The organism is Actinoplanes sp. CA-252034 (genome assembly GCF_050956125.1).
Lineage (GTDB): Bacteria > Actinomycetota > Actinomycetes > Mycobacteriales > Micromonosporaceae > Actinoplanes.
Genome location: NZ_CP191846.1, coordinates 10,047,162 through 10,071,675, shown reverse-complemented (window position 1 = coordinate 10,071,675; position 24,514 = coordinate 10,047,162). Strand labels below are relative to the sequence as shown.

At 71.3% G+C, this 24,514-nt stretch carries 14 protein-coding genes and 4 pseudogenes; 9 read left to right on the top strand and 9 right to left on the bottom strand.

The features are described 5' to 3' along the window. Positions 1-21: 21 nt before the first annotated feature. From ACQPZW_RS45480 to deoC, 4 genes and pseudogenes are all read right to left on the bottom strand, one after another. Positions 22-885, bottom strand: a complete 864-nt coding sequence (locus tag ACQPZW_RS45480; RefSeq protein WP_433792194.1) for a DNA primase — start codon at positions 883-885, stop codon at positions 22-24. Between the two features lie 92 nt (positions 886-977). Then, positions 978-1,814, bottom strand: a complete 837-nt coding sequence (locus ACQPZW_RS45475) for an aldehyde dehydrogenase family protein (protein ID WP_433792193.1) — start codon at positions 1,812-1,814, stop codon at positions 978-980. Beyond that, positions 1,807-3,230, bottom strand: a pseudogene (locus ACQPZW_RS45470) (aldehyde dehydrogenase family protein). Before ACQPZW_RS45470 ends, ACQPZW_RS45475 begins: the two are co-directional and overlap by 8 nt. A 40-nt stretch (positions 3,231-3,270) precedes the next feature. Beyond that, the gene (gene deoC, locus ACQPZW_RS45465; RefSeq protein WP_433792192.1) at positions 3,271-4,200 is read right to left on the bottom strand and encodes a deoxyribose-phosphate aldolase; all 930 of its coding nucleotides are present in this window, start codon (positions 4,198-4,200) and stop codon (positions 3,271-3,273) included. A gap of 60 nt (positions 4,201-4,260) precedes the next feature. On the opposite strand from deoC, the pseudogene upp reads away from it, so the two are divergent. After that, positions 4,261-4,892 (top strand): annotated as a pseudogene (gene upp, locus ACQPZW_RS45460) (uracil phosphoribosyltransferase). Between the two features lie 276 nt (positions 4,893-5,168). Here the strand turns inward: upp and ACQPZW_RS45455 are convergent. Continuing rightward, entirely contained in the window at positions 5,169-5,657 is a 489-nt protein-coding gene (locus tag ACQPZW_RS45455) for an NUDIX hydrolase (RefSeq protein WP_433792191.1), read from the bottom strand. Between the two features lie 304 nt (positions 5,658-5,961). On the opposite strand from ACQPZW_RS45455, the gene ACQPZW_RS45450 reads away from it, so the two are divergent. The 3 genes from ACQPZW_RS45450 to ACQPZW_RS45440 are packed head-to-tail and all read left to right on the top strand — an operon-like array spanning position 5,962 to position 12,099. Further along, positions 5,962-8,067 carry a bifunctional glycosyltransferase/CDP-glycerol:glycerophosphate glycerophosphotransferase gene (locus ACQPZW_RS45450; RefSeq protein WP_433792190.1) on the top strand — a complete coding sequence of 702 codons (2,106 nt, stop codon included), beginning with the start codon at positions 5,962-5,964 and terminating at the stop codon, positions 8,065-8,067. After that, positions 8,060-11,395 carry a bifunctional glycosyltransferase/CDP-glycerol:glycerophosphate glycerophosphotransferase gene (locus ACQPZW_RS45445; RefSeq protein WP_433792189.1) on the top strand — a complete coding sequence of 1,112 codons (3,336 nt, stop codon included), beginning with the start codon at positions 8,060-8,062 and terminating at the stop codon, positions 11,393-11,395. Before ACQPZW_RS45450 ends, ACQPZW_RS45445 begins: the two co-directional genes overlap by 8 nt. Positions 11,396-11,412: 17 nt before the next feature. Continuing rightward, the gene (locus ACQPZW_RS45440; protein ID WP_433792188.1) at positions 11,413-12,099 is read left to right on the top strand and encodes a GOLPH3/VPS74 family protein; all 687 of its coding nucleotides are present in this window, start codon (positions 11,413-11,415) and stop codon (positions 12,097-12,099) included. A 43-nt stretch (positions 12,100-12,142) separates the two neighbouring features. Here ACQPZW_RS45440 and ACQPZW_RS45435 read toward each other — a convergent pair whose 3' ends face one another. Together ACQPZW_RS45435 and ACQPZW_RS45430 are read right to left on the bottom strand one after the other, a co-directional pair. Continuing rightward, positions 12,143-13,792 (bottom strand): phospho-sugar mutase, encoded by a 1,650-nt coding sequence (locus ACQPZW_RS45435; protein ID WP_433792187.1) that lies wholly within the window; start codon positions 13,790-13,792, stop codon positions 12,143-12,145. Positions 13,793-13,815: 23 nt separating this feature from the next. Then, entirely contained in the window at positions 13,816-15,780 is a 1,965-nt protein-coding gene (locus ACQPZW_RS45430; RefSeq protein ID WP_433792186.1) for a protein kinase domain-containing protein, read from the bottom strand. Positions 15,781-15,986: 206 nt separating this feature from the next. On the opposite strand from ACQPZW_RS45430, the pseudogene ACQPZW_RS45425 reads away from it, so the two are divergent. Both ACQPZW_RS45425 and ACQPZW_RS45420 read left to right on the top strand, forming a co-directional pair. Further along, positions 15,987-17,551, top strand: a pseudogene (locus ACQPZW_RS45425) (acyl-CoA mutase large subunit family protein). Positions 17,552-17,768: 217 nt separating this feature from the next. Beyond that, positions 17,769-19,025 carry an amidohydrolase gene (locus ACQPZW_RS45420; protein WP_433792185.1) on the top strand — a complete coding sequence of 419 codons (1,257 nt, stop codon included), beginning with the start codon at positions 17,769-17,771 and terminating at the stop codon, positions 19,023-19,025. Between the two features lie 290 nt (positions 19,026-19,315). Here ACQPZW_RS45420 and ACQPZW_RS45415 read toward each other — a convergent pair whose 3' ends face one another. Continuing rightward, positions 19,316-20,191: a DUF4349 domain-containing protein gene (locus tag ACQPZW_RS45415; protein WP_433792184.1), complete on the bottom strand. Its 876-nt coding sequence runs from the start codon at positions 20,189-20,191 to the stop codon at positions 19,316-19,318. 160 nt (positions 20,192-20,351) lie between these two features. Between ACQPZW_RS45415 and ACQPZW_RS45410 the strand changes: the two genes are divergently transcribed. The 3 genes and pseudogenes from ACQPZW_RS45410 (at position 20,352) to ACQPZW_RS45400 (ending at position 22,749) form a co-directional block, all read left to right on the top strand. Beyond that, positions 20,352-20,984: an MBL fold metallo-hydrolase gene (locus ACQPZW_RS45410; protein WP_433792183.1), complete on the top strand. Its 633-nt coding sequence runs from the start codon at positions 20,352-20,354 to the stop codon at positions 20,982-20,984. Between the two features lies 1 nt (position 20,985). Beyond that, positions 20,986-21,939 carry a hypothetical protein gene (locus tag ACQPZW_RS45405; protein ID WP_433792182.1) on the top strand — a complete coding sequence of 318 codons (954 nt, stop codon included), beginning with the start codon at positions 20,986-20,988 and terminating at the stop codon, positions 21,937-21,939. A gap of 73 nt (positions 21,940-22,012) precedes the next feature. After that, positions 22,013-22,749: pseudogene (locus ACQPZW_RS45400) on the top strand (SCO6745 family protein). On the opposite strand, the gene ACQPZW_RS45395 reads toward ACQPZW_RS45400, so the two are convergent. Beyond that, a complete protein-coding gene (locus ACQPZW_RS45395; protein WP_433792181.1) occupies positions 22,706-24,370 on the bottom strand; it encodes a methionine--tRNA ligase in 1,665 nt (554 codons plus the stop codon). The pseudogene ACQPZW_RS45400 and the gene ACQPZW_RS45395 sit on opposite strands and share 44 nt — an antisense overlap. Positions 24,371-24,514: the final 144 nt, after the last annotated feature.

The window sequence follows — 24,514 nt, the reverse complement described above, 5'->3', positions numbered from 1 at the left end:
TTGATACTCCCTGGTAATCGGTCAGTCACGCCAGTCCACAGCGGCAGAGATCTTGCCGATCACCGAGCGCCAACCCAGGCTGGCCTGCTGTGCCCCGATCTTCTTCAACCGGCGACGTCCGAAGTAACCACCCATACCGCCCTTCTCCGCGGTCCGGAGGGATTCGTCGAGATCGTCGAGCGGCGAGCCGGGCGCCAGTGCCAGGATCACCGGTTTGATGCGGAGTGCGTAACCCAGGTCACGGGCCACCTCGCCGGCGTTGATGAGCAGCGGCAGATCCCACGTGTCGTGACCGCCGCGCAGGTTTTCCACCACGAGGTCGAGCTCGTAGCGGTCCTCCGGCTGCGGGTCGATGTCGCTCGACTGTACCCGCTCGGCCAGGTCACCCCAGGTGTCCAATTGTGCGAGATCGTGCGGAGCACCCGAACGAAGGAAGGAGACGAGCGATTCGGCGCTCTTGAAAGCGAGCAGTCGGCCCTTGTGGCTGAGGAACATGGGTACTTCCTCATCGTCCGCCTGGGCGGCCGGGTCGTCCTCGAAGTCGGCAGGGTCCGGCTCCTCGGTGGAGTCGCCCTTGCTCTCCCCGGTCTCGCCCTCGGCGAGGAGCGCCTGGTACTCCTCGTCGACGATGACCTCTTCCTCGTCCTCCTCGGCACGGCGCTTGCGGGCCTCGAAGGGGTCGTCCTCATCGACCTCGACCTCGGTCGGCGTGAGCTCGGACGCCTTCCGGTACGCCCGGAGGGTCAGGCCCACCCCACCCGGCAGGGCGATCTCCACCGGCTCGATGCGGACTTGATCCCAAAGCTCCCGCCCGGAAGACCCCTCGGTCGAGGACTTCTCCGCCACCGGCGCGGACGCCTCGGGCTCGTCGGACTGGCTGGTCACGGTGACCTCCGGGTGATCTGGGGGTGGTGGGACGGGTGACTCTGGGCACACACCCTAGTCGGCAACGCTGTGTGACAGCGTCCCCGGTGGGCTCAGTAGCCCTTCGGATGCCATACCGTCTTGGTCTCCAGTAGCGCGGTCATCGGCCGCAGGCCCGGATCGGCGGTGAAGTCGGTCGCGGCCCGGGGCCGGATCACCCGCTTCAGGGTGCCCGCGGCGGCCCGCTCCAGCTCGCCGGCCAGGTCGGGGTGGTCGACGCCGGTCAGGTCCAGGGCGTTGACGTCGTCATGCGAGGCGAGCCACGGGGCGGTCTCGGCGTAGCGCCCGGTGAGCAGATTCACCACGCCGCCCGGTACGTCGGAGGTGGCCAGCACCTCGGCCAGGGTGATCGCCACCTGTGGGCCGGCCGCCAGCACGACCGTCGTGTTCCCCGTCACGATCGCCGGGGCTATCACGCTGACCAGGCCGAGCAGCGAGGCCGGCGCGACCACGGCCACGACCCCGGTGGGCTCGGGGGCGGAGATGTTGAAGAACGGCCCGGCGACCGGGTTGGCGCCACCGGTGACCTGGGCGATCTTGTCGGACCAGCCCGCATACCAGACCCAGCGGTCGACGGCGGCGTCCACCTCGTCTCCGGGGACGCCGAGCGCCGTGAACTCGCCCCGGCGCGCCTCCAGCATCTCGGCGATCCGGTAGAGCACCTGGCCCCGGTTGTACGCCGTGGCACCGGCCCACTTCGGCTGGGCGGCCCGCGCCGCGAGCACCGCGTCCCGGGCGTCCTTGCGGGAGGCGAGGGCCACGTTGTCGCCGTCTGCCACGAACGTCCGTCCTGACTCGCTGCGCGGGAACTTGCCGCCGATGTAGAGCTTGTAGGTCTTACGGACGGTGAGCCGCGTCGCCGTCTCCAAGACCTTCGATGTCTTAGGCAAGGTACGCCTCCAGTCCGTGCCGGCCACCCTCGCGGCCGTAACCGGACTCCTTGTAGCCGCCGAACGGCGACGCCGGATCGAATTTGTTGAACGTGTTCGCCCACACCACACCGGCTCGCAGCCGATCGGCCACGGCCAGGATCCGGGAGCCCTTCTCGGTCCAGATGCCGGCGGACAGGCCGTACGGCGTGTTGTTGGCCTTGGCGACCGCCTCGTCCGGGGTGCGGAAGGTGAGCACCGACAGCACCGGCCCGAAGATCTCCTCCCGGGCGATCCGGTGGGCCTGGGTGACGCCCGTGAAGATCGTCGGCGCGAACCAGAAGCCGCGGTCCGGCAGCGGACACTCCGGCGACCAGCGCTCCGCGCCCTCCGATGCTCCTATTTCTGACAATTCTTTAATGCGCGCCAGCTGGGCCGCCGAGTTGATGGCGCCGATGTCGGTGTTCTTGTCGAGCGGGTCGCCGACGCGCAGCGTCGCCATCCGGCGCTTCAGTGAGGAGAGCAGCTCGTCGGCGATCGACTCCTGCACCAGCAGGCGCGACCCGGCGCAGCAGACGTGCCCCTGGTTGAAGAAGATCCCGTTGACGATGCCCTCGACGGCCTGATCGATCGGGGCGTCGTCGAACACGATGTTCGCGGCCTTGCCCCGAGCTCCAGGGTGAGGCGCTTGCCGGTGCCGGAGACGGCACGCGCGATCTCCCGGCCCACCTCGGTGGAGCCGGTGAAGGCGACCTTGTCCACATCCGGGTGGGCCACCAGGTACGCCCCGGTGTCGCCGGCCCCGGTGACGATGTTGACCACGCCCGGCGGCAGCTCGGCCTGACGGCACACGTCGGCGAAGAACAGCGCGGACAGCGGGGTGGTCTCGGCCGGCTTGAGGACCACGGTGTTGCCGGTGGCCAGCGCGGGTGCGACCTTCCACGCGAGCATGAGCAGTGGGAAGTTCCACGGGACGACCTGGGCGGCCACGCCGAGCGGCCGGGGGTCGGGGCCGAAACCCGCATACCCCAGCTTGTCGGCCCAGCCCGCGTAGTAGAAGAAGTGTGCGGCGACCAGTGGCAGGTCGACGTCGCGTGACTCCCGGATCGGCTTGCCGTTGTCCAGCGACTCCAGGACGGCCAGCTCACGGGACCGCTCCTGGATGATCCGGGCGATGCGGAACAGGTATTTGGCGCGCTCCGCCCCGGGCAGCGCCGACCAGGGGCCGAACGCGCGGCGGGCGGCGGCCACGGCGCGGTCGACGTCCTCCGGGCCGGCCGTGGAGACCTCGGCCAGCACCTCCTCGGTGGCCGGGTTGATCGTCTTGAAGACGTCGCCGTCCTTGCCGCTGTCGAACGAGCCGTCGATGAACAGCCCGTAGGAGGAGGCGATATCTACTACCGAACGCGATTCCGGCGCCGGTGCGTACTCGAACATGTGGCCTTCCAACCGGCGGCGGGGCCGCCCGAGAATGAACTCAGTCCAGGGTGAAGTAGTCCGGGCCGGCGTAGTGGCCGGTGGTGAGCTTGGTGCGCTGCATGAGCAGGTCGTTGAGCAGGGAGGAGGCGCCGAAGCGGAACCGGTCGGGGCTGAGCCAGTCGTCGCCCACGGTCTCGTTGATCAGCACCAGGTACTTGACGGCGTCCTTGGTGGTCTTGATGCCGCCGGCCGGTTTGACCCCGATGATCCGGCCGTGCCGTTCCCGGAAGTCGCGGACCGCCTCCAGCATGACCAGCGTGATCGGCAGTGTCGCGTTGACCGCGACCTTGCCGGTCGACGTCTTGATGAAGTCGGCGCCGGCCAGCATCGCCAGCCAGGACGCCCGCCGGATGTTGTCGTACGTCCCGAGCTCGCCGGTCTCCAGGATGACCTTGAGGTGGGCGCCGCCGCAGGCCTCCTTGACCGCCACGATCTCGTCGAAGACCCTGGTGTACTCACCGGCCAGGAACGCGCCCCGGCTGATCACCATGTCGATCTCGTCGGCCCCGGCGGCCACCGCGTCGCGGGTGTCGGCCAGCTTGACCTCGAGCGGCGCCTGTCCCGAGGGGAAGGCGGTGGCGACGCTGGCCAGGTGCACCCCGGAGCCGGCGAGCGCCGCGGCGGCGACCCCGACCATCGCGGGGTAGACGCAGATCGCGGCGACCGGCGGGCACGAGGAGTCGGCCGGGTCGGGCCGGCGCGCCTTGGCGCACAGCGCGCGCACCTTGCCCGGCGTGTCGGCGCCCTCCAGCGTGGTCAGGTCGACCATGCGGATGGCCAGGTCGATGGCCTCGGCCTTGGAGCCGGCCTTGATCGAGCGGGTGGCGAGCGCCGCCGCACGCGCCTCGACGCCCACCTTGTCGACCCCGGGCAGGCCGTGCAGGAAGGAGCGGAGATCGGACAGAGCGGCGGACGCTGTCACAGTCATGAAAGGGATTCTACGCAACCCTGTGACAGTTGATCTTGATTGAACGATAGGTTGTTGCCCGTGGACGTCCTTGTCGTAGATCATCCCCTGGCCCAGACCCGGCTCACCGCGATGCGGCGCACCGACACCGACTCCGGTGTGTTCCGTGCCTCGCTGCACGAGCTGACCACCATGGTGGTCTACGAGGCGGCCCGTCTCTTCGCCGTCGAGAAGTACGCCATCGAGACGCCGGTCGCGGCCACCGAGGGCACCCGGCTGGCCAACCCGCCGCTGATCGTCCCGGTGCTCCGGGCCGGGCTCGGCATGGCCGACGCCGCACTCGCGCTGCTGCCCGAGTCGTCGATGGGCTTCGTCGGCCTGGCCCGCGACGAGGAGACCCACGAGCCGCGCGCTTACATGGAGTCGCTGCCCGCCGACCTGACCGGCCAGCCGGTGCTGGTCCTCGACCCGATGCTGGCCACCGGCGGCTCGCTGCTGCACTGCTGCCGCCTGCTCGCCGACCGCGGCTGCACCGACATCATCATCTGCTGCGTGCTGGCCGCCCCGAGGGCGTCGAGCGCCTGAAAGGCTCCGGCCTGCCGCTGCGCCTGGTCACCGCCTCGATCGACCAGGGCCTCAACGAGAAGGCCTACATCGTGCCCGGCCTGGGCGACGCCGGTGACCGCCAGTTCGGCGGCATGCGCCGCTTCTGAGCCCTTCATACGGTACGGCCATCGCCCGGACAACCGCATCAGCCGCCGCCCGTGGCCACCACGCGAGGCGGCCGGGCCACCGGACCGCAGCGCGCCTGCCGGGCTGGTGCGCCCGTCCCGCTCACACCGCCTGACTCCCGGCCGCACACCGGCCGGGAGTGGGGCCGGTGACCACCGCACATGCCCGGCGGGCGCGATGGAGGCCGGGAGTGACGCGGGCGTCGCGTGGCGCCGGCGGGACTGTCCCGATGCGGCGGAGACGGGCTGGCCGTACCCCTAGATGGTGTTGAAGTCCCAGCTGAGCGCCTTGCCGGAGGCGAACGGCATGACGCCGTGGAACACCTCGGGCTTCTCGGCGAAGACCAGGGGCAGGAAGTGCCGGTCGGACTCCCACATCGGGAGCTCGCCGGAGAGCAGATCCTCGACGGTGACCCAGTGCAGGCTGCCCTCGTCGTTGGACGAGTGCGGCGTGCCGGTCCACGACGTGATCCGGAAGAGGAAGCCGAACCAGTTCTCGCCGTCGCGGCCGAAGCCGGGCCACGAGATCGTGCCGGCCATCTCGATGCCGGTGCAGTCGATCCCGGCCTCCTCGTGGATCTCCCGGCGCAGGCCCGCGACGACGTCCTCACCGGGCTCCAGCTTGCCGCCGAGGCCGTTGTAGTAGCCGTAGTGGATGTCGTCGGGCCGGGCGTCCCGCCGGATCATCAGGATGCGGCTGCGGTCGGGGGAGAAGACGTATCCGAGGGTTGCCAGGACTGCTCGCACCGATGCACCCTAGCCTGACAAAGGGGATAAGCCAGCCTGACAAAGGGGATAAGCCCGATCCGGCATCAGCCGACAGGCGGGGGAAACGAGACGTTCGTCCGCCCGTGATCACCACCGCGGGGCCGTGCGCTCCGGCGGAACCGAAACCGCAGCCCGCACAGCCTATCGCCGCCGCTACGGGGTCGAAGTTAGATGGTCATCTTAATGACGGTCTCCGTTGGCGTCGATGATACTGTGGGCGCTTCCTCGACGACGTCACACGGATGGTCTGCGTCCACCTATGCCGAACTTGACCAGTTTAGTCGTGCCTGCGTGGCAAGTGCAGGGTTATCTGAACGAATGTCTGGATTCGATCCTGCAGCAGCAGTCCGTCGGGGACGTGGAGGTCGTGGCGGTCGACGACGCGTCCCCCGATCACGGCGGCCAGGTCATCGACGAGCGTGCCGCCGCTGATCCACGGGTCCTCGCGATCCACCTCGAGAGCAATGTCGGCCCGGGCGCCGCGCGCAACGCCGGGCTGGACCGGGCGACCGGTGAGTATGTGTGGTTCGTCGACGGCGACGACCGGATCGCCCCGGGCGCCCTGGCGGCCGTCGAGGCGCGGCTCGCCGAGGAGAAGCCCGACGTGCTGCTGGTCGGCGTCGCACGCGAGCGGTGGAATCGTAAGGTGACCCGCTCCGTGACGCCGAAGAAGGCGCGCACCGGGGTGGAGGCGCTCACGGTCGCCCCGCCGCCCCTGGGCGGTCTGGTGGTGCGACGGCAGTTCCTGATCGACGCCGGCATCCGTTTCGAGTCCGAGTGGTATGAGGACCTCGCCTTCGGCTACGCGGTGCTGGCCGCGACCGACAACGTGGCCACGCTCGAACCGCCCTGCTACATCCAGCGGATGGACCGGCAGGGCTCGCTGCGCGGGAAGTCGAAGCGGCACATCGAGGCGGTCCGGCAGTGGGACCGCGTGCTGAGCCTGTCCGTTGTGGAGCAGGCCGACCCGAAGACCCGCCGCCGGGTGCTGAACCGGGCCATCGGCGAGCTGCTCGCGATCGTGGACAACGGCTCGCGGGTGCCGGAGAAGGCGCGCCGCGCGATGTTCACCGAGATCTCCGGGCTGCTGCGCAAGCACGAGAAGCGGACGGCTCCACGCCCGGGCGGCCTCGGCGGCCTGCGGCTCAAGCTGCTCGCCTCCGACTCGTACTCGGCCTACCGCGTGCTGCGCCGTGGCCGCGGGGCGGTCGGCGGGGTGGTCGGCAAGGCCCGGGGTGCCTCGGGCAAGGCCAAGTCGACGCTGCGCAAGGCCAACCTGCTGCGCTACTACAAGCAGCAGTTGCGGCTCCCGGTCGACGAGAGCCTCGCGGTGTACGGGGCGTACTGGTACCGCGGGTACGCCTGCAACCCGGCCGCGATCTACGAGAAGGCCAAGGAGCTGGCGCCGCACGTCCGGGGCGTCTGGGTGGTCAAGCGCGGCGCCCGTGAGGTGCCCGAGGGCGTGCCGGTGGTCCACCCGGGGACGAAGGAGTACTTCCGGACGATCGCCCGTGCCAAGTACATGATCAACAACGCGACCTTCCCGCCGGACGTGGTGAAGCGGCCCGAGCAGATCCAGGTGCAGACCCACCACGGCACGCCGCTCAAGACCATGGGCCTGGATCAGCCGCGCTTCCCCGCCTCGCTGGGCGGCTTCAACCCCGACCGGATGCGGCTGAACCTCGCGAAGTGGGACTTCAGCATCACCGCGAACCGGCACACCACGCTTCTCTGGGACCGGCAGTTCCCGATCAAGGGGGAGACGCTGGAGACCGGCTACCCGCGCAACGACCGGCTGGCCCTGGCCGGCCCGGACGACGTCGCCGCGGCCCGCGCCGAGCTCGGTCTGGGCGCCGACGAGCAGGTCGTGCTCTACGCGCCGACGCACCGCGAGTGGCACTCCGTCTTCACTCCGCCACTGGACGTGGACGAGCTGGCCGAGGCCCTCGGCCCGAACGTCCGGGTGCTGCTGCGAGGCCACTACTTCTACGACTCGATCGGCTTCCCGCCACGGCACCCCCGGGTGCTCGACGTGTCCGGCTTCCCATCGGTCGAGACCCTGGCCATCGCGTCCGACGCGATGATCACCGACTTCTCGTCGGTCATGTTCGACTACGCGGTGCTCAACCGGCCGTTGATCATCTTCGCGCCGGACTGGGAGGTCTACAAAGCGGTGCGCGGCGTCTCCTTCGACCTGGAAGCCGACCATCCCGGCACGTTCGTCCGCACTTTCGACGCGCTCGTCGAGGCGTTCCGTACCGGTGCGATCGACGACGAGGCCGCCCGGCAGGCACGGGGCCGTTTCCGGGAGCGGTTCTGCTCCCTGGAGGACGGTCACGCCGCCGAACGGGTCGTCCGCCGCGTCTTCCTGGGGGAACCCCTTGTCTGAGCTGGTGCCCGGCCTGGTCAGTGTGATCGTGCCGATCTACAACGTCGAGCCGTTCCTGCGGGACTGTCTGGACTCCCTGCGCGCCCAGACCTACACCGATCTGCAAGTCATCCTGGTCGACGACGGGTCGACCGACAGCTCGGCCGCGATCGCCGAGGAGTACGTCGCCGCGGACCCGCGGTTCCAGCTGATCCGGCAGTCCAACGCCGGCCTCAGCGCGGCCCGTAACGCCGGGTTGCCGGCCGCGACCGGGGAGTTCCTGGCCTTCGTGGACAGTGACGACCTGCTCGCGGCGCACGCGTACGAGGTGCTGGTCGGCGCCCTGGCCGAAGGCGCCGACTTCGCCACCGGTGGCGTCGTGCGGCTCACCTCACGGGGCACGCACCGCGGCGCGCCGCACAAGACCGCGATCACCAAGACCAAACTGGACGCTCACGTCTCCACCCGGAAGACGCTTCTGGCCGACCGCACGATCTGGAACAAGCTGTTCCGCCGGAGCTTCTACGACCGGCACGGCTTCGCGTTCCCGGTCGGCCGGCTCTACGAGGACGCCCCGGTCACCGTGCCGGCGCACGCGCTGGCCAAGAAGGTCGCCGTGGTCGCCGGGACGATCTACTTCTGGCGGCTCCGCGAGGGTGCGGTGCGGTCGATCACCCAGTCCGGTGGCGACATGCGCAACCTGGTGGACCGGTTCCACTCGATCGACCTGGCCGCCGAGGCCCTCGCCCGTGCCGGCGAGAAGGACCTGCGCCAGGAGTTCCTGAAGCTGTCCATCAAGGACCAGCTGAGCAACTACTTCAAGTTCCTGCCGTCGGCGACGCCGGAGTTCCAGTCGACCTTCATGGAGCTGTCCCGCGCCTACCTCAAGCAGGTGGAGCCGTCGGCGATCAGCGAGCTGCCGGCCGAGATCCGCCCGCACTGGAAGCTGATCAACCAGGGCCGTTTCGACGACCTGATCGAGCTCATCGACCACGGCTACCGGCTCAACGCCAAGCCGGTCAAGGCGTCCCATGTGGAGGCGGTCGTCCGCTCGGTCACCTGGGAGAACGGCAAGCTCGTGCTGACCGGCTCGATCGGCTCCCCGGCGGCGCCGAGCACCCGGACCGGCCGGCTCAAGGTGTTCTGGGCCAGCAACCCGGCCGAGGGCCGCCGGATCCCGATCTGGGCACGCTCGCAGGCCGGCGGCTTCGTGCTGCGGCTCAAGCCCGAGTCGCTGCGTTCCGGCAGCTCGTGGCAGCCCGGCCAGTGGACCATCGCGGCCGCCGTGACCCAGGGCCTGCAGGTCCGCAAGACCGTGGTCCAGGTCCCCACCGACTGGACCGAGGTGATGCCGCGGATCCCGGTCGCGCCCGGCGTCTGGGTGATGCCGTTCGCGGCCAAGGGCGATCTGCGGGTCTCCGTGATCAAGGCGGACGGCTGGCTCACCGGCACCCACCGCGACGGCGACGACCTGGTCCTGGTGGGCCGGCTGCGCCAGCGACGGGAGAGCGCCCAGATCCGGCTGTGCCGGGCCGCGGGCATCGTCTCGCACACCGTGCAGGCCGAGATCGGCGAGGACGGCCGCGAGTTCACCGCCCGGGTGCCGCTGGCGTGGATCGCGCTGGACGTCCGCGACGACAACCACGCCGAGGGGCACTACGGGCAGCGCTTCCTGCTGGAGCTGGTGACCGGGGAGACGGTCCGGCTGATGGCGGGGGACGACTACCGGGCGATGCGGACGGCGTACGGCAGCGACGAGGTGTTCACCACCGTCGCCGAGAGCAACCGTGCCGTCTCCATCGCCACCCGCCCGCAGGGCCCGGTGGTCACCGACATCAGCTGGCGGCCCGACGGCGTGCTGGTGCTCAGCGGCGACAGCCCGGTTCCCGCCGAGGGTCAGCTGCTGCTCCGCCTGCGGGGCCGGCGCAAGGACCTGGGCCTGCCGCTGAAGGTGGTGGACGGGCGCTGGGAGGTGGCGATCGACCCGGCCCGCGTCCCGACGCTGGCCGGCCGCCTGCCGCTGGTCGCCGGCACCTGGGATCTGACGTTCCGGGCGCCCGGCAACCGCCACGAGACCACTACGCCGCTGGCCTTCGACGCCGCGGTGCTGGCGGCGCTGCCGCTCGAGGGCCCGGAGATCGGCGGGGTGCAGGGCCGCATGCGCGGTGGCCCCAACGACCGCGCGGTCCTCGACCTGATCGTCCCGGAGACCGGGCCGGAGGAGCACAACCGCCTGTTGAAGCGGTACTTTCCCGCCTCGGGCCGGCCGGCGCTGCGCGACGTGGTGCTGCTCGACGCCGCACCGGGCCGCCGGTTCTTCGACGACCCGGCCGCGATCCTCGCCGAGCTGCGGTCCCGGCCGGACGCGCCCGCGGTGCTCTGGACAGTGGACCGCGGCCAGCCGCTGCCAGACGGTGTCGAGGCGGTGTCGCTCGGCTCCGAGGCGTGGTATGCGGCACTGGCCACCAGCCGGTGGGTGGTCACCAACGACAACCTGCCGCTCTGGTTCAAGCCCGCGCCCGGCCAGGTGGTGCTGCGGCTGGCCGGTGGCTGGCCGGTGGCCCGGTCCGGCGCCCTGGCCAGCGCTCACCCGCTCGGCCAGACCCTGATCGACCAGTTGCGCTCGGACGCCGCGTCGTGGACGGCGGTGGCCTCGCCGAGCCCCACCGCCACCCCGGTGCTGCGCGAGGAGCTCGGCTTCGACGGGACGGTGCTCGAGTACGGCCGTCCCGCCAACGACCTGCTGTCCGCGATCGACCGGGACGCCGCGAAGGCCCACGTGCTGCAGCTTCTCGGGCTGCCGGAGAAGACCAGCCTGGTCCTGTACGCGCCGACCCGTCGCCCCTCGGACCTGCGCCGGCGCGGGGCCAGCGACCCGGGCCGGCTGCTCGACCTGCTCGGCGTCGTGACCGCCCTGCCACCGGACCACCGCCTGCTGGTGCGCCGCCACCCCGGCGTCCCGGACGACGTGATGGGCCAGGTGGACGGCGTGCTCGACGTGACGGCGTACCCCCAGGTGAGTGAACTTCTGCTCGCCACCGACATGCTGATCACCGACTACTCGGCCCTGCTCGCCGACTACGCCAGCACCGGCCGGCCGGCTCTGCTCTACGTGCCGGACCTGGAGGAGTTCGAGAGCTCCCCGGGTCTCAACGTCGACCTGGAGCGGGAGGCTCCGGGCCCACTGTTGCGGGAGTCGTCCGAGGTGGCGGCCGCCCTGTCCGACATTCCGGCGATCGTCGCCGAATACCGGCACCGGGCGGAGGCCTTCGCGGCGACGCACGGGGCCGGTGGAGAGGGCGGCGCGGCGGCAAAGCTCGTCGACTGGATGATGGCGGCCGAGCGTTGAGCAACTATCGTTCGGACATGACGTCCATCCCCCTCGCCGAGGAACTGCTCCTCCTCGCGTATGACGACCAGAGCGGTAAAGCGACCGGATCCCGGATCGGGCTCGATCTCGGTATGGCCGCGGCCATTCTGATCGATCTCGCTCTGGCGAATCGTGTTGCCTACGCGGCCGACGGCTATCTGAAGGTCGTGGACGCCACACCGATCGGCGACCCGGTGGCCGACGCCGTGCTGGAGAAGATCTCGACGGAGGAGCCGCACACACCGGCCCAGTGGCTGCAGCGCCTCCGGCACCGGCTGCGCACGCGGGTCCTGGAGGACCTGTGCGCCCGGGGCGTGGTGCAGGATGTGGACGAGACCCAGCTGGGCGTCATCCACGTGCACCGCTACCCGACCACCGATCCGGCGTATGAGGCGGAGATCCGCGGCCGGCTGGCCGCCGCGCTGACCGGCAACACCCTGCCCGACGAGCGGACGGCCGCGCTGGCCACCCTGCTCGTCGCGGCACGGATGGAGCCGGCGCTCAAGCTCCCGGCCGACGAGGCCGACCGGGCACACGAGCGGCTCGAGGAGATCGCCAGCAATGCCGGCTTCGTCGGTGACGTGACCCTGGAGGATTCCATCGTGCGGCCCAGCGTCGCGCTGGTGGTCGCCACCCTGGGCCGGGCCATCCAGGCCGCGCTGGGCGCCCCCAAGCCGATCTGACGCCGTCTCCCGGGGCTTCCGCGAAGCCCCGGGGCGGATCGTCCTACACGCCGAGCGTCGCGGCGATCTCGGTGCGCAGCGCGGCGAGAGCGGTCGCGGCACGGTCACGAGCTTCGGCATGGCCGCCTTCGGCGACCGGTTCGACCACTTCGAGGTACGCCTTGAGCTTGGGTTCCGTCCCCGACGGCCGGATCACGACCCGGGCCGTGGCGGTGCGGAACGTCAGCACGTCGTTCTCCGGCAGCAGGTCCAGCACCTCGGTCACGGCGGCGCCGAGCAGGGTGGCCGGCGGGCTCTGCCGGGCACGGGTCATCGCCCGCCCGATCTCGGCGAGGTCGTCGACCCGTACCGAGAGCTGATCGGTGGCGTGCAGCCCGAACTCGGCGGCCAGCTCGTCCAGCCGGTCGGCCAGGGTGCGGCCCTCCGTCTTCAGCGCGGCGGCCAGCTCGGCGACGGTCAGCGCGGCGGTGATGCCGTCCTTGTCCCGGACCAGGGCCGGGGCCACGCAGTACCCCAGCGCCTCCTCGTAGCCGAACGCCAGGTCCTCGGCGGCCCGCACGATCCACTTGAAGCCGGTCAGGGTCTCCGCGTAGGGCACTCCGCGGGCCGCGCACAGCCGGCCCACCAGCGACGACGAGACGATCGTGGTCGCGTACAGGCCGGGGACGCCACGGCGGATCAGGTGGTCGGCGAGCAGCGCACCCAACTCGTCACCGCGCAGTGGCCGCCACCCGTCACCGGCCGGGATCGCCACGGCACAGCGGTCGGCGTCCGGGTCGTTGGCGATCGCCAGGTCCGCGCCCGTCCGCGCGGCCAGCGCCAGCAGCAGGTCCATGGCGCCCGGCTCCTCCGGGTTCGGGAACGCCACGGTCGGGAACGCCGGATCGGGTTCGGCCTGCTCGGCGACGATCGCGGGGGCCGGGAAACCGGCGGCGGCGAACGCGGCGGCCGCGGTGGAGGCGCCGACCCCGTGCATCGGGGTGTACGCGATGGTCAGGTCACGCGGGCCGCCGGGGGACAGCACGGCGGCGGCGCTCCGGACGTACCCCGCAAGGATCTCCTCCCCGAGGACCGTGCCCGGATCGCCCAGCGGAACCGACGCGGCGCTCTCCACCGCCCGGATGGCCGCCTCGATGCCGGCGTCGGCCGGCGGCACGATCTGCGCCCCGGACCCGGCCGGGCCACCGAGGCTCGCGCCCAGATAGACCTTGTAGCCGTTGTCCTGCGGCGGATTGTGACTCGCCGTGACCATCACCCCGGCGACCGCGTCCAGCGCCCGCACCGCGTACGCCAGCACCGGCGTCGGCAGCGGGCCCGGCAGCAGCAGCGCCGCCCGCCCGGCCCCGGTTGCGACCCGGGCGGTCCGCTCGGCGAAGTCCCGGGAGCCGTGCCGGGCGTCGTAGCCGATCACCAGCGGGCCCTCGCCGCCCTGAGCGGCCAGCCAGCCGATCAGACCGGCCGCCGCGCGGGTCACCACCGCGAGGTTCATCCCGTTCGGCCCGGCGCGGAGCCGGCCACGCAGCCCCGCGGTGCCGAACGTGAGCGGCCCGGCGAACCGGTCGCTCAGCTCTGCCGCGGTGCCCGGTAAGCCGTCCAGGACCGTGCGCAACTCGGCCCGGCCCACCGGATCGGGATCGTCGGCGAGCCAGGCCTCGGCCCGGGCGATCAGGTCAACATCAACTTCTGGTGCCATCAGGGATTGATAGCACAGAGCCGTCACAGGTTGAGCTGGAACGTCTCCGCCATGACGTCGTAGTACTTCCGGTAGTCGGCGAACTTCGCATCCGTCGTGGTCAGGAAGAAGCTGTACATCTTGCCGCCGACCGTGGTCATCCGCCAGATGCCGTGACGCATGTCGGCGCCCTCGCCGCAGGTGTACTCGAACTCGGCGCCCGGGTTACCGGCGATCGTCACCTCCTGCGTGGCGAGCGACTGGAACGGGTCAGGGCAGGAGCTGCCCTTCTTGAGCCCGGCCGGAGCGGTCTGGGTGACGAACTTGGTCGGCGCAACCTTGCCCGACTCGACCAGGACACGGACCTTGGTGGTCCTGTCCGCGGGGTCGATGTACTCCACGTAGACGCCACCCGCCGCGCGAGTCCAGCCGGCCGGCACATCCACGCTGACCGCGGCGTTGCCCTTGTACGGCTGCGTCTCGACATCGGCCGCGGCGGCATTGCTCGGCTGCCCGCCCGCCTGTGGCGTGGTCGGCGCGGGGTCGGCCGATCCGCTCATGGCGAAGACCAGCACCAGCACCAGGACCACGGCGGCGGCCGCGCCACCGGAGATCAGCTGCTTGTTGCGCGGCCACGACTTGAACGTGGTGACGGCGCGCCCGGTCGTCTCCCTGGCGGTGCCCACCACCTTGTCGATGGTGGTGCGGCGCTTGGCGGCCGGGCTCATCACCACGGTGCCGGGGCGGCCGCCGGGCGGCTGCTGACCCCACGGCCCCTGCGGCGGGATGACGCTGGTCGTGTCACCGCCGGGGCGGCCGTTGTTGTCGGGCAGGGGCGGGCGGCCGCTGTTGTTGGGCAGTTTGTGGGCCGGCATCGCGCCGGTCGGCGCGATCGCGCCCGGGCCCGTCGGCGCCGGCGGCTCGGGGGCCCGGCGGCGACCACCCGAGTTCTGCTGGTCCAGCTTGGCCAGGTGGTCGGTGAGCGACTCGCCGGGTGTCAGCATCGCGCGGCCGCCGATCTGACCGCTCGGCTGCGGCGGGATCTGCTGGGTCTCGGCCGGTGCCGGGCTGACCGGTCGCGGCGACGGGACCACCGAATACGGATCGGTCATCATGTGCGGCGGGTTCTTGCTGGCCAGCGGGCCGGCCAGCTGCTGCCGCAGAATCGTGCGGGCGGTCTGCACGTCCATCCGCTGCGCCGGGTTCTTCTCCAGCAGGCCCATCAGCACCGGGGTCAGCGAGCCGGCGCGCACCACCGGGGCGGGTGGGTCCTCGACGACCGAGTGCATGGTCTCGATCGGGTCGCCCTTGTCGAACGGCGGACGGCCCTCGATCGCGGTGTAGAGCGTGACACCCAGCGAGAACAGGTCGCTCGGCGGGCCGAATTCGTGGCCCATGGCCCGCTCCGGCGAGATGAAGTGCGGCGAGCCCAGGACCATGCCCGGCGTGGTCAGCTGCACGTCGGTGGGCATCCGGGCGACGCCGAAGTCGGTCAGCACGCAGCGTCCGTCACCGCAGATCAGCACGTTCGCCGGCTTCACGTCGCGGTGCAGCACCCCGTGCGCGTGGGCCACCTCGAGGGCGCCGAGCAGTGCGATGCCGATCTTCGCCACCACCCGCGGGGAGACCGGGCCGTCCTCGATCACCATGTCGGCGAGGCTGCGCGCGTCCAGCAGCTCCATCACGATCCAGGGACGGCCGTTCTCGTGCACGACGTCGTAGACCTGCACCACGGCCGGGTGCTGCAGCGCCGCCGCCGCCCGGGCCTCGCGCATGGTCCGCTCATACATCGCGTCACGGTCGCTCGGGGCCAGGCCGGGCGGGAGGATGACCTCCTTGATCGCCACGTCACGGCGCAACAGCGTGTCCGCCGCCCGCCACACCGTTCCCATGCCGCCGTGACCCACCGCGGCGCGCAGCGTGTACCGCCCGCCGATGAGCGTGCCCGGGGCGGCGCGTCCGCTGGGGGGAGCCGCGTTACCGCCACTCCACGTCGGAGATTGAGTCACTGAGGATGCCACCGAGGGGGTATAGGGGCTGTCGACCAACCCCGCTATCTTGCCTGCCGTCACCCCCCGAATGAAAGTCACGACATCACTGTTCACGACACTTCGACCCTCCGTGATGGCCGAGTGGCCGAGGGTTGAGGGCCGACGGACGCAGGGTGGCAAATTCCTCACGGTCGGACGCCTTAACGAGTCTTAGGATTTCATCTGTGAATGCAGAGTCGGGGTTTCCCATCCAGCCGGTGTACGGGCCTGCCGACGTGCCCGCGGGCGCCGGATCCGACGAGCCCGGTGAATATCCGTACACCCGGGGCGTCTATCCGACGATGTACACCAAACGGCCGTGGACCATGCGGCAGTACGCCGGATTCGGGACCGCCGCCGAGTCGAACGCCCGCTACCATCAACTGCTCGCGGCCGGGACCATGGGCCTCTCCGTGGCTTTCGACCTGCCCACCCAGATGGGTTACGACTCCGACGAGCCGATCGCGCACGGCGAGGTCGGCAAGGTCGGTGTGGCGATCGACTCGATCGACGACATGCGGCTGCTCTTCAAGGACATCCCGCTCGACCGGGTCTCCACCTCGATGACGATCAACGCGCCCGGCTCGGTGCTGCTGCTGCTCTACCAACTGGTCGCGGAGGAGCAGGGCGTCCCGGGTCGGCGCTGCAGGGCACCATCCAGAACGACATCCTCAAGGAGTACATCGCCCGCGGGACGTACATCTTCCCGCCGAAGCCGTCGCTGCGGCTGGTCGCCGACACGTTCGCCTACTGCCGGGCCGAGATCCCCAAGTGGAACACCATCTCGATCTCCGGCTACCACATGGCCGAGGCCGGCGCGTCGCCCGTGCAGGAGATCGCGTTCACCCTGGCCAACGGCATCGAGTACGTACGGGCGGCGATCGCCGCGGGCCTGGCCGTCGACGACTTCGCGCCCCGGTTGTCGTTCTTCTTCGTGGCCCGGACCACCCTGCTCGAGGAGATCGCCAAGTTCCGGGCAGCCCGCCGGATGTGGGCGCGGATCATGCGCGACGAGTTCGGGGCGAAGGACCCCAAATCGCTGATGCTCCGCTTCCACACCCAGACCGCCGGAGTCCAGCTCACCGCCCAGCAGCCCGAGGTCAACCTGATCCGGGTGGCGATCCAGGCACTCGGCGCGATCGCCGGCGGCACCCAGTCGCTGCACACCAACTCGTATGACGAGGCCCTCGCCCTGCCCACCGAGAAATCGGCCCGGCTGGCCCTGCGCACCCAGCAGGTGCTCGCCTACGAGAGCGGACTGACCGGCACGGTGGACCCGTTCGCCGGCTCCTACGCGGTCGAGGCGCTGACCGACACGGTGGAGAAGGAGGCGACCGCACTGATCGACCGGGTCTTCGAGTACGGCTCCGCCGTCGACGCCATCGAACAGGGCTTCCAGAAAGGCGAGATCGAGGCGTCCGCGTACCGGATCGCCACCGAGATCGACAGCGGCGAACGGGTCGTGATCGGCGTCAACCGGTTCGTCGCCGAGTCCGAGGAGAAGTACGAGCCGCTCCGGGTCGATCCGGCCATCGAGGTCGCCCAGGTGGCCCGACTCGCCCGCCTCCGGGAGGACCGGGACGGCCCGGCTGTCCAGGACGCATTGAAAGATCTGGCGAAGGCCGCCGCCGGAAGTGTGAACGTCCTACCGTTGATGAAAGAGGCCTTGCGTCTCCGTGCCACCGTCGGGGAGGTGTGTCACACCCTCCGCGGGGTATGGGGCGTACACCGCCCCGTCGAACGGTTCTGAGCTGCTCGACGTACTCGTAGTGTGTCGCGTCACCTCCGCGATCCACTACCCGTTGAGGGGTTGGCGGGCAGGGACGATCTCCCTCTGCGCCCGCCGTACCTCGGCCGGGGCGTGAGCACCTCTTTACGCGACCGTTACACAGCGTCACGACAAACGGGACTAGGCTGTCGCGCGTTGCGTAAACCGACGAATCTTCGAGAGTGATACGGAAGCCGAAGTGACTACTGCTCTGGAGGCGCCGGAAGGCGCCGATACGTCGTGGCCCGGGCAGCTGCCCGGAACCGACCCGCTCCCCGGCCGGCTGGACCGCTGGCTCGCATCCAGGGGCGCCGAGCTCGTAGCGATTCGCCGGCACATTCACGCACACCCCGAGCCGTCACACTCCGAGTTCGAGACCGCCGCCCTCATCGCCCGTGAGCTGGTCGTCGCCGGTCTCTCCCCGCGGATGATGCCGCGCGGCAACGGGGTCGTCTGCGACATCGGCCAAGGCCCGCGCACCATCGCCTTCCGCGCCGACATCGACTCGCTGCCGCTGCAGGACCTCAAGGACGTGCCCTACCGCAGCACCGTCGACGGCCAGGCCCACGCCTGCGGCCACGACGTGCACACCACCATCGTGCTCGGCCTCGGCATGGCGCTCGCCCAGCTCAACGAGCAGGGCCTGCTGCCCGGCCGGGTCCGGCTGATCTTCCAGCCGGCCGAGGAGGCCATGCCGTCCGGGGCGCCCGAGGTGATCGCCGCCGGCGCGCTCAAGGACGTCGACGCCATCTACGCCCTGCACTGCTACCCGCAACTGCCGGCCGGGCTGGTCGGTGTCCGCTCCGGGCCGTTCACCGCCGCCGCCGACGCGGTCGAGGTCAAGCTCAGCGGGCCCGGCGGGCACACCGCCCGGCCGCACCTCACCGCCGACCTCGTGCACGCCCTCGGCCGGATCATCGTCGACGTCCCGGCGCTGCTCAGCCGCCGGATGGACCCGCGCGCCGGACTCTCCCTGGTATGGGGGTCGGTGCACGCCGGGCAGGCGTTCAACGCGATCCCCGGCGCGGGCGAGGTCCGCGGCACCGTGCGGGTCCTCAGCCGGGAAGCCTGGCGGGACGCCCCCGAGCTGATCACCAAGCTGATCCGCGAGGTGGTCGCGCCGACCGGCGCCGAGGTCGACGTCAACTACATCCGCGGAGTCCCGCCCGTGATCAACGACCGGATGGCGTCGGCGATCATCGCGGGCGCGGCCGGGGCCGCTCTCGGCGCGGACCGGGTCGTCGAGGCCGAGCTCAGCATGGGCGGCGAGGACTTCTCGTTCTACCTCGAGCACGTGCCGGGCGCGATGATCCGGCTCGGCACCGGCCGGCCCGGCTCGGACGTCCGCCACGACCTGCACCAAGGCGACTTCGACGTGGACGAGAGCTGCATCGGCTACGGCGTCCGGGTGATGGCCCACACCGCTCTGGCCGCGTTGTCGACAGGCGCATTCTGAGCTGAGCTGAGCTGGCTGGCTGAGCTTGCTGGCTCCGCTTCGCTCCGCGGCAAAACGCCTTTTAACCGGTGAGGAGGCGAGTGATTTTCCGCCGCCCGCAAACCCCGCGGGCGTCGAAAAATCAGTCGCCTCCTCACCGGCGGCGTTTTGCGGGCCGTTCTGTGGCTACGTCCTCGCGTCGGCGGCGGCCCGGAGGGGCGGCCGGGACCACGCCAAGGGTTGTATTGGACGGTGCGGATGGTGCTTTGGCTATGCCTTTTTCGGTGTGGGGCTGGGTGGGGCGTGCCGGATCAGGGGGTTGAAGTGGAGATCTCGGGGGCCGGGGCGACCACCGGGGTGTTGCGGCGCCGGTGACGGCGTAGCAGGTGGAGGATCGCCCATGCCGGGAGGCCGAGGGCGATGATCCACGGTAGGAGCGCGCCGAGCACGGTGAGCAGCACGCCCAGCGAGGCGACCAGGGCGTTCCAGCCGTTGGTGAGCCCGCCCAGGAAACCGGCCGGGTCGTCGCCGTCGTCGGTCACGGTCGCGTTCGGGCCGAGCAGGATGACCGTGATCGTGGAGAGCGACGTGAGATCGCTCAGCCGGCGCTTCTTGGCCTCCAGCGACGCCAGATCCGACTCCCGGGAGGCGACCTCGCGCTCCAGCATCACCAGGTCGTCGAGGGACTTCGCCTCGGCGAGGAGACGCTTGCCGCTCTCCACCCGCGCCTTCTGCACCTCGATCCGGGCGTCGAGGTCGACGACCTCCTCGGTGACGTCCTGAGTGTTGATGCCGCGATTCTCCTCGACGCCGATGCCGGCGATCTGGTCGACGACGGCGGAGAACTTGTCGGCCGGGATGCGCAGGGTGATGGTCGCCGTGGACGACCCGTCACCGGTGTGCCGCTCGTCGCCGCCGATGAAACCGCCGGCGCCCGCGGCGATGCCGGTGACCTTGGCGGCCTCGTCGTTGACGTTCTTGACCCGGACCGTGATCGACCCGGTGTAGATGATCGATCGCTGGTCTATTCGCAGGTCGGGTGCCTGTGCGGCGGTGTCCTTGGCCTGCTCCGGCGCGGCCCCGCCGGCCTGCTGCGGCGCCCGCTCGGCGGCCGCGCCGCCCTCGGCACGCCCCCGGCCGGCTGAGCCGCGGTGTTCTCGCCCATATCCGATGAGTCGGCGCCACATCCGGCGAGCATCATGCCCGCCAGCAACGCCGCGATGATTCCCCGTTTTCTCATGGCAGCTCCGATCTGAGTCTTCACTGACCGTGGGACGTGCGGCACGCACATCCCGGTTCCGGCAGACTGCGGGGTGAGCGGTTACGAAACAGCAGCGGAGGGGTCCCGTGCGCGTCACGAAGTTCACGCATTCCTGCCTACGCGTCGAAGGGGCGGGGGTGCTGGTCGTCGATCCCGGCGAGTTCTCCGAAGCGTCCGCATTGGACGGCGCGGATGCGGTGCTCATCACCCACGAGCACTTCGATCACCTCGACGTCGCGGCCGTCACGTCGGCCGTCGCCCGGCGACCGGAACTGCGGATCTTCGCGCACGAGGCGGTGCTCCCACTGCTCGCCGACGTCGCGGCGGCCACCACCGCGGTCGCCGCCGGGCAGGAGTTCGAGGCGGCCGGCTACCGGGTCCGGGCCTTCGGCGGGCAACACGCGATCATTCACCCGTACGTGCCGGTCTTCGCCAACCTCGGGTTCCTCGTCGACGACGGGGCGGGCAACCTCTACCACCCGGGTGACTCGTTCGTGGCGCCGGACGTCGAGGTGGAGACGCTCTTCGTGCCGTTGAACGCGCCGTGGGCGACGATCGCCGAGTCGCTGGAGTTCGTCCGCGGGGTCCGGCCGGGGCGGGCCTTCGCACTGCACGACGGACTGGTCAACGACCGTGGGGCGGCCGTCTACGGCAAGCACCTGGAGAGCTTCTCCGAGACGAAGTTCCGGCAGGTGGCGCCGGGCACCCCGCTGGACTGACGTGCTCGGCATCGACGCCGTGGTCCGGCGGCTGTACGAGGCGCCGCCGGACGGGTTCGTGGCGGCCCGCGCGGCCGCGATCGAGGACGCCCGCAAAGCCGGTGACCGGGACACCGCCAAGCGGCTCGCCGCCCTGAAGAAGCCGACCGTGGCGGCCTGGGTGGTCAACCTCGTGGCGCTGCGACGGCCCGAGCTGATCGAGCAGCTGGTCGAGCTCGCCGCCGCGTTGCGGGCCGCACAGCGGGAGTTGCTGGGGGACCAGTTGCGGGAGCTGTCCACTCAGCGGCGGCAGTTCGTGTCGTCGCTGGTGTCGGCCGCCCGCCGGCTCGCGGTCGAGGAGTCCGGGACCGCTGCCGGGAAACTGCCGCTCGGGGATGTGGAGGCGACGTTCACGGCGGCACTGGCCGATCCGGAGATCGCCGAGCAGGTGCGGTCCGGGCGGTTGATCCGGGCGGTCTCCTATGCGGGGTTCGGTGAGGTGCCACGACCACGGTTGCGGCTGGTCACCGACGAGCCGGCCTCCTCGGCGGCCGGTTCCTCGGAGCCGCCGGCGGAGCCGTCCTCCGGGGCCGGGCCACCCTCCCCGGCGGAGCCGCCGTCGCTGTCGGCGCGGGAGACTGCCGTCGAGGAGCAGCGCCGCCGGGAGCAGGAGCGGCGGCGCCGGGAGAACGAGCGTCGCCGGCGTGAGCTCGACCGGGAGCTGGCCACCGCGCGAGCCGACGAACGGCGCGCCGACGGGCGGCTGGAACGGGCCGAGGACGCCGAGCGGGAGGCCGGTCATCTGGTCGAGGACCTCGACGCCGAGCTCGCCGAGCTGGAACGGCGGCGGACCGAGGCGGTCGCCGACGTGGCCCGGCGCAAACTGGCCCGCCGCGCCGCCGAACGGGATTCCGCGGCAGCCCGGCGCCGGGTCGGGGACGTGCAGGCGGCCCTCGACGAGTTGGAGGCGACATAGAACGGGGGAGCGTTCTCTTCGGACGATCGATGGAGATTTTCTTTAGACGGTCAGGGAGAGCAGAATCGGGCAGGTGACCCCCGAACAGGCCGCCGCCCACGCTCGCACGGGACTCGCCGCGATCCTCCGGGCCTTCTCGGAATCCCCCGGACCCTTCAGGGCGCTCGTCTGCTGGGGCTGTCCGGGTGGGCGTACCACGTGTCGGCGCGGGCCGGGGCGCTCGGCGAGGTGCGCTCGGAGACGGTGGCCGCGGTGCTGGCGTTCATCGCCCCGGAGGCGGTCACCGACGGCTGGGAGGCGGCGGTGAAAGCGTCCGCCCCGAGCGAGGTCGCGAAATGGCACCTGGGTGAGCTCTGCAAATGGGGCGACGAACACCTCGGCGGGTTTCCCCGGCTGGCCCGCCTGATCGACCTGGCGGGCCGGATCACCGACCATGTGGACACCGCCGGACTGCCCCTCTACGCCGCGTGGCGGGCCATGCCGGCGCCGGCGGCCACACCCGGGGCGCGGGCCGCGATGCTGCTGCACCAGCTGCACGAGCACCGCCTGGGCGTGCACGTCCTGGCGGTCCGGGCCAGCGGGCTCACCCCACTCGAGGCGATCATCGCGGGCCCGGAGGGCGAGACCGGCGCGGTGGCGCTCGGCTGGCAGGGGCCGTACCCTCCGTCGGGCCCGCTGATCCGCCGCCTCATGTGGTCCGACGCGGTGGCCGACTCGCTGGCCGGCCAGGCCTACGCCGCCCTCGACCAGTCCGAGCGCATCGAGTTCACGGGTCTGCTCGAGTCGCTGGGCCACCGGCTGGCCCGCTGAGCCGGTCCCGCGCCGCGGGGCTGCCGTCCGGTCCGCTGTGCCGGTCCCGCGCCGCGGGGCTGCCGTCCGGTCCGCTGTGCCGGTCCCGCGCCGTCGGGCTGCCGTCCGGTCCGCTGTGCCGGTCCCGCGTTTCCGTGGTGCCCGGTCGCGGTCGGCCGCCGGCGATGCGGGGGAAGGCCGGCTCGGGGCGGGCCACCCGGTCGCCGGTGAGGAGACGGTCGCGGAGACGGGCGGCGCCGTCCGGGAGGAACGGGGACAGTTCGGCGGCGACCAGGCGACAGGCTGTGATCAGGGCACCCAGCACCGCGTCGAGACGGGCGTCGGCGGCCGGCTCCCACGGGCGCTCGGCCTCGACCAGCCGGTTGCCCTCGTCGACCACGGCCACCAGCGCGTCGGTGGCGGCCCGGAAGTCGAAGTCGTGCAGCGCCCGGTCGATCCGGCCGGCCAGACGGTCACACGCCGCCCCGAGCGGGCCGGTGGGCACGGTCTCCGGCACCCGGCCCCCGCGATGCCTCCAGGCCAGCGAGAGGGTGCGGTTGACCAGATTGCCGAGCCCGTTGGCGAGGTCGCCGTCAGCCCGCCGGATCAGCCGCTCGACGGTGAAGTCGGTGTCACCGACCCGGGCCGGTTCGCGCACCAGCCACCAGCGCACGGCATCGGCGCCATACCGGCCGGCGAGCGCGAACGGGTCGATCGTGTTGCCGGCGCTCTTGGACAGCTTCGCCCCGTCCGCCGACAGGTAGTCGTGGACCAGGATCGACGTGGGCAGGGGCAGACCCGCGGAGAGCAGCAGGGCCGGCCAGTGGACGGCGTGGAACCGGACGATGCCCTTGCCGACCACGTGCGCCCGCTCGCCCGGACCGGACCACCAGCGCCGGTAGCGGGGGTCGTCGCCGGCGTACCCGAGCGTGGTGACGTAGTTGGCCAGCGCGTCCCACCAGACGTAGACGACCTGATCCGGATCGCCGGGAACCGGGATGCCCCAGCCACCGGCCCGGGCCGCCGGACGGGAGACGCTGAAATCGGTCAGGCCGGCCCGGACGAAGGCGAGCACCTCGTTGCGCCGGGCGGCCGGCTCGATACGCAGTCGCCCGGACTCCAGCAGCTCCAGAATCCGGCCGGTGTAGCGGGACAACCGGAAGAACCAGTTCTCCTCGGCGACCGGCTCCGGGGCCACCCGATGCTCGGGGCAGAGCCCGTCGGCGAGCTCGACGGCGGCCCAGAACTGCTCACAGCCGGCACAGTAGAGGCCCTGATAGGTGCGCCGGTAGAAGTCACCCGCGGCCGCGCACTCCCGCCACAGACGGGCCACGCCGGCCGTGTGCCGGGCGTCGGCGCTGGTCCGGACGAAGTCGTCGAAGGACAGCGACAGCGGCTCGCGCAGGGCGGCGAAGCGGGCGGCGTTCGCGTCGACGAAGGCGCGCACGTCCACCCCGGCGGCACGGGCCGCGGTGACGTTCTTCAGGGCGTTGTCGTCGGTGCCGGTCAGGAACCGCACCGGGCGCCCGCGGGACCGGGCGTGCCGCGCCAGCACGTCGGCCTGCACCAGCTCCAGCGCGTGCCCGAGATGCGGGGCGGCGTTGACGTACGGAATGGCGGTCGTCACGTAGAAGGTGTTCATGATCGTCTCTTTCCGCCCGGTCCCGGACGGGGAGACGCCGAACCACGGCCCCGACGGGACGGGGCCTGCTCGTGTGATCTGGTCAGCGCACGGCGAGGAGCCCCGGGAAGGGGCGCGTCATCGACTCACGGCGCGACTGCATGC

Excerpts from the sequence above, each read along its gene's own strand:
- deoC (WP_433792192.1), bottom strand. The coding sequence starts at position 4,200 with ATGACTGTGACAGCGTCCGCCGCTCTGTCCGATCTCCGCTCCTTCCTG.
- ACQPZW_RS45395 (WP_433792181.1), bottom strand. The coding sequence starts at position 24,370 with ATGAACACCTTCTACGTGACGACCGCCATTCCGTACGTCAACGCCGCC.
- ACQPZW_RS45440 (WP_433792188.1), top strand. The coding sequence starts at position 11,413 with ATGACGTCCATCCCCCTCGCCGAGGAACTGCTCCTCCTCGCGTATGAC.
- ACQPZW_RS45415 (WP_433792184.1), bottom strand. The coding sequence starts at position 20,191 with ATGTGGCGCCGACTCATCGGATATGGGCGAGAACACCGCGGCTCAGCC.
- ACQPZW_RS45435 (WP_433792187.1), bottom strand. The coding sequence starts at position 13,792 with ATGGCACCAGAAGTTGATGTTGACCTGATCGCCCGGGCCGAGGCCTGG.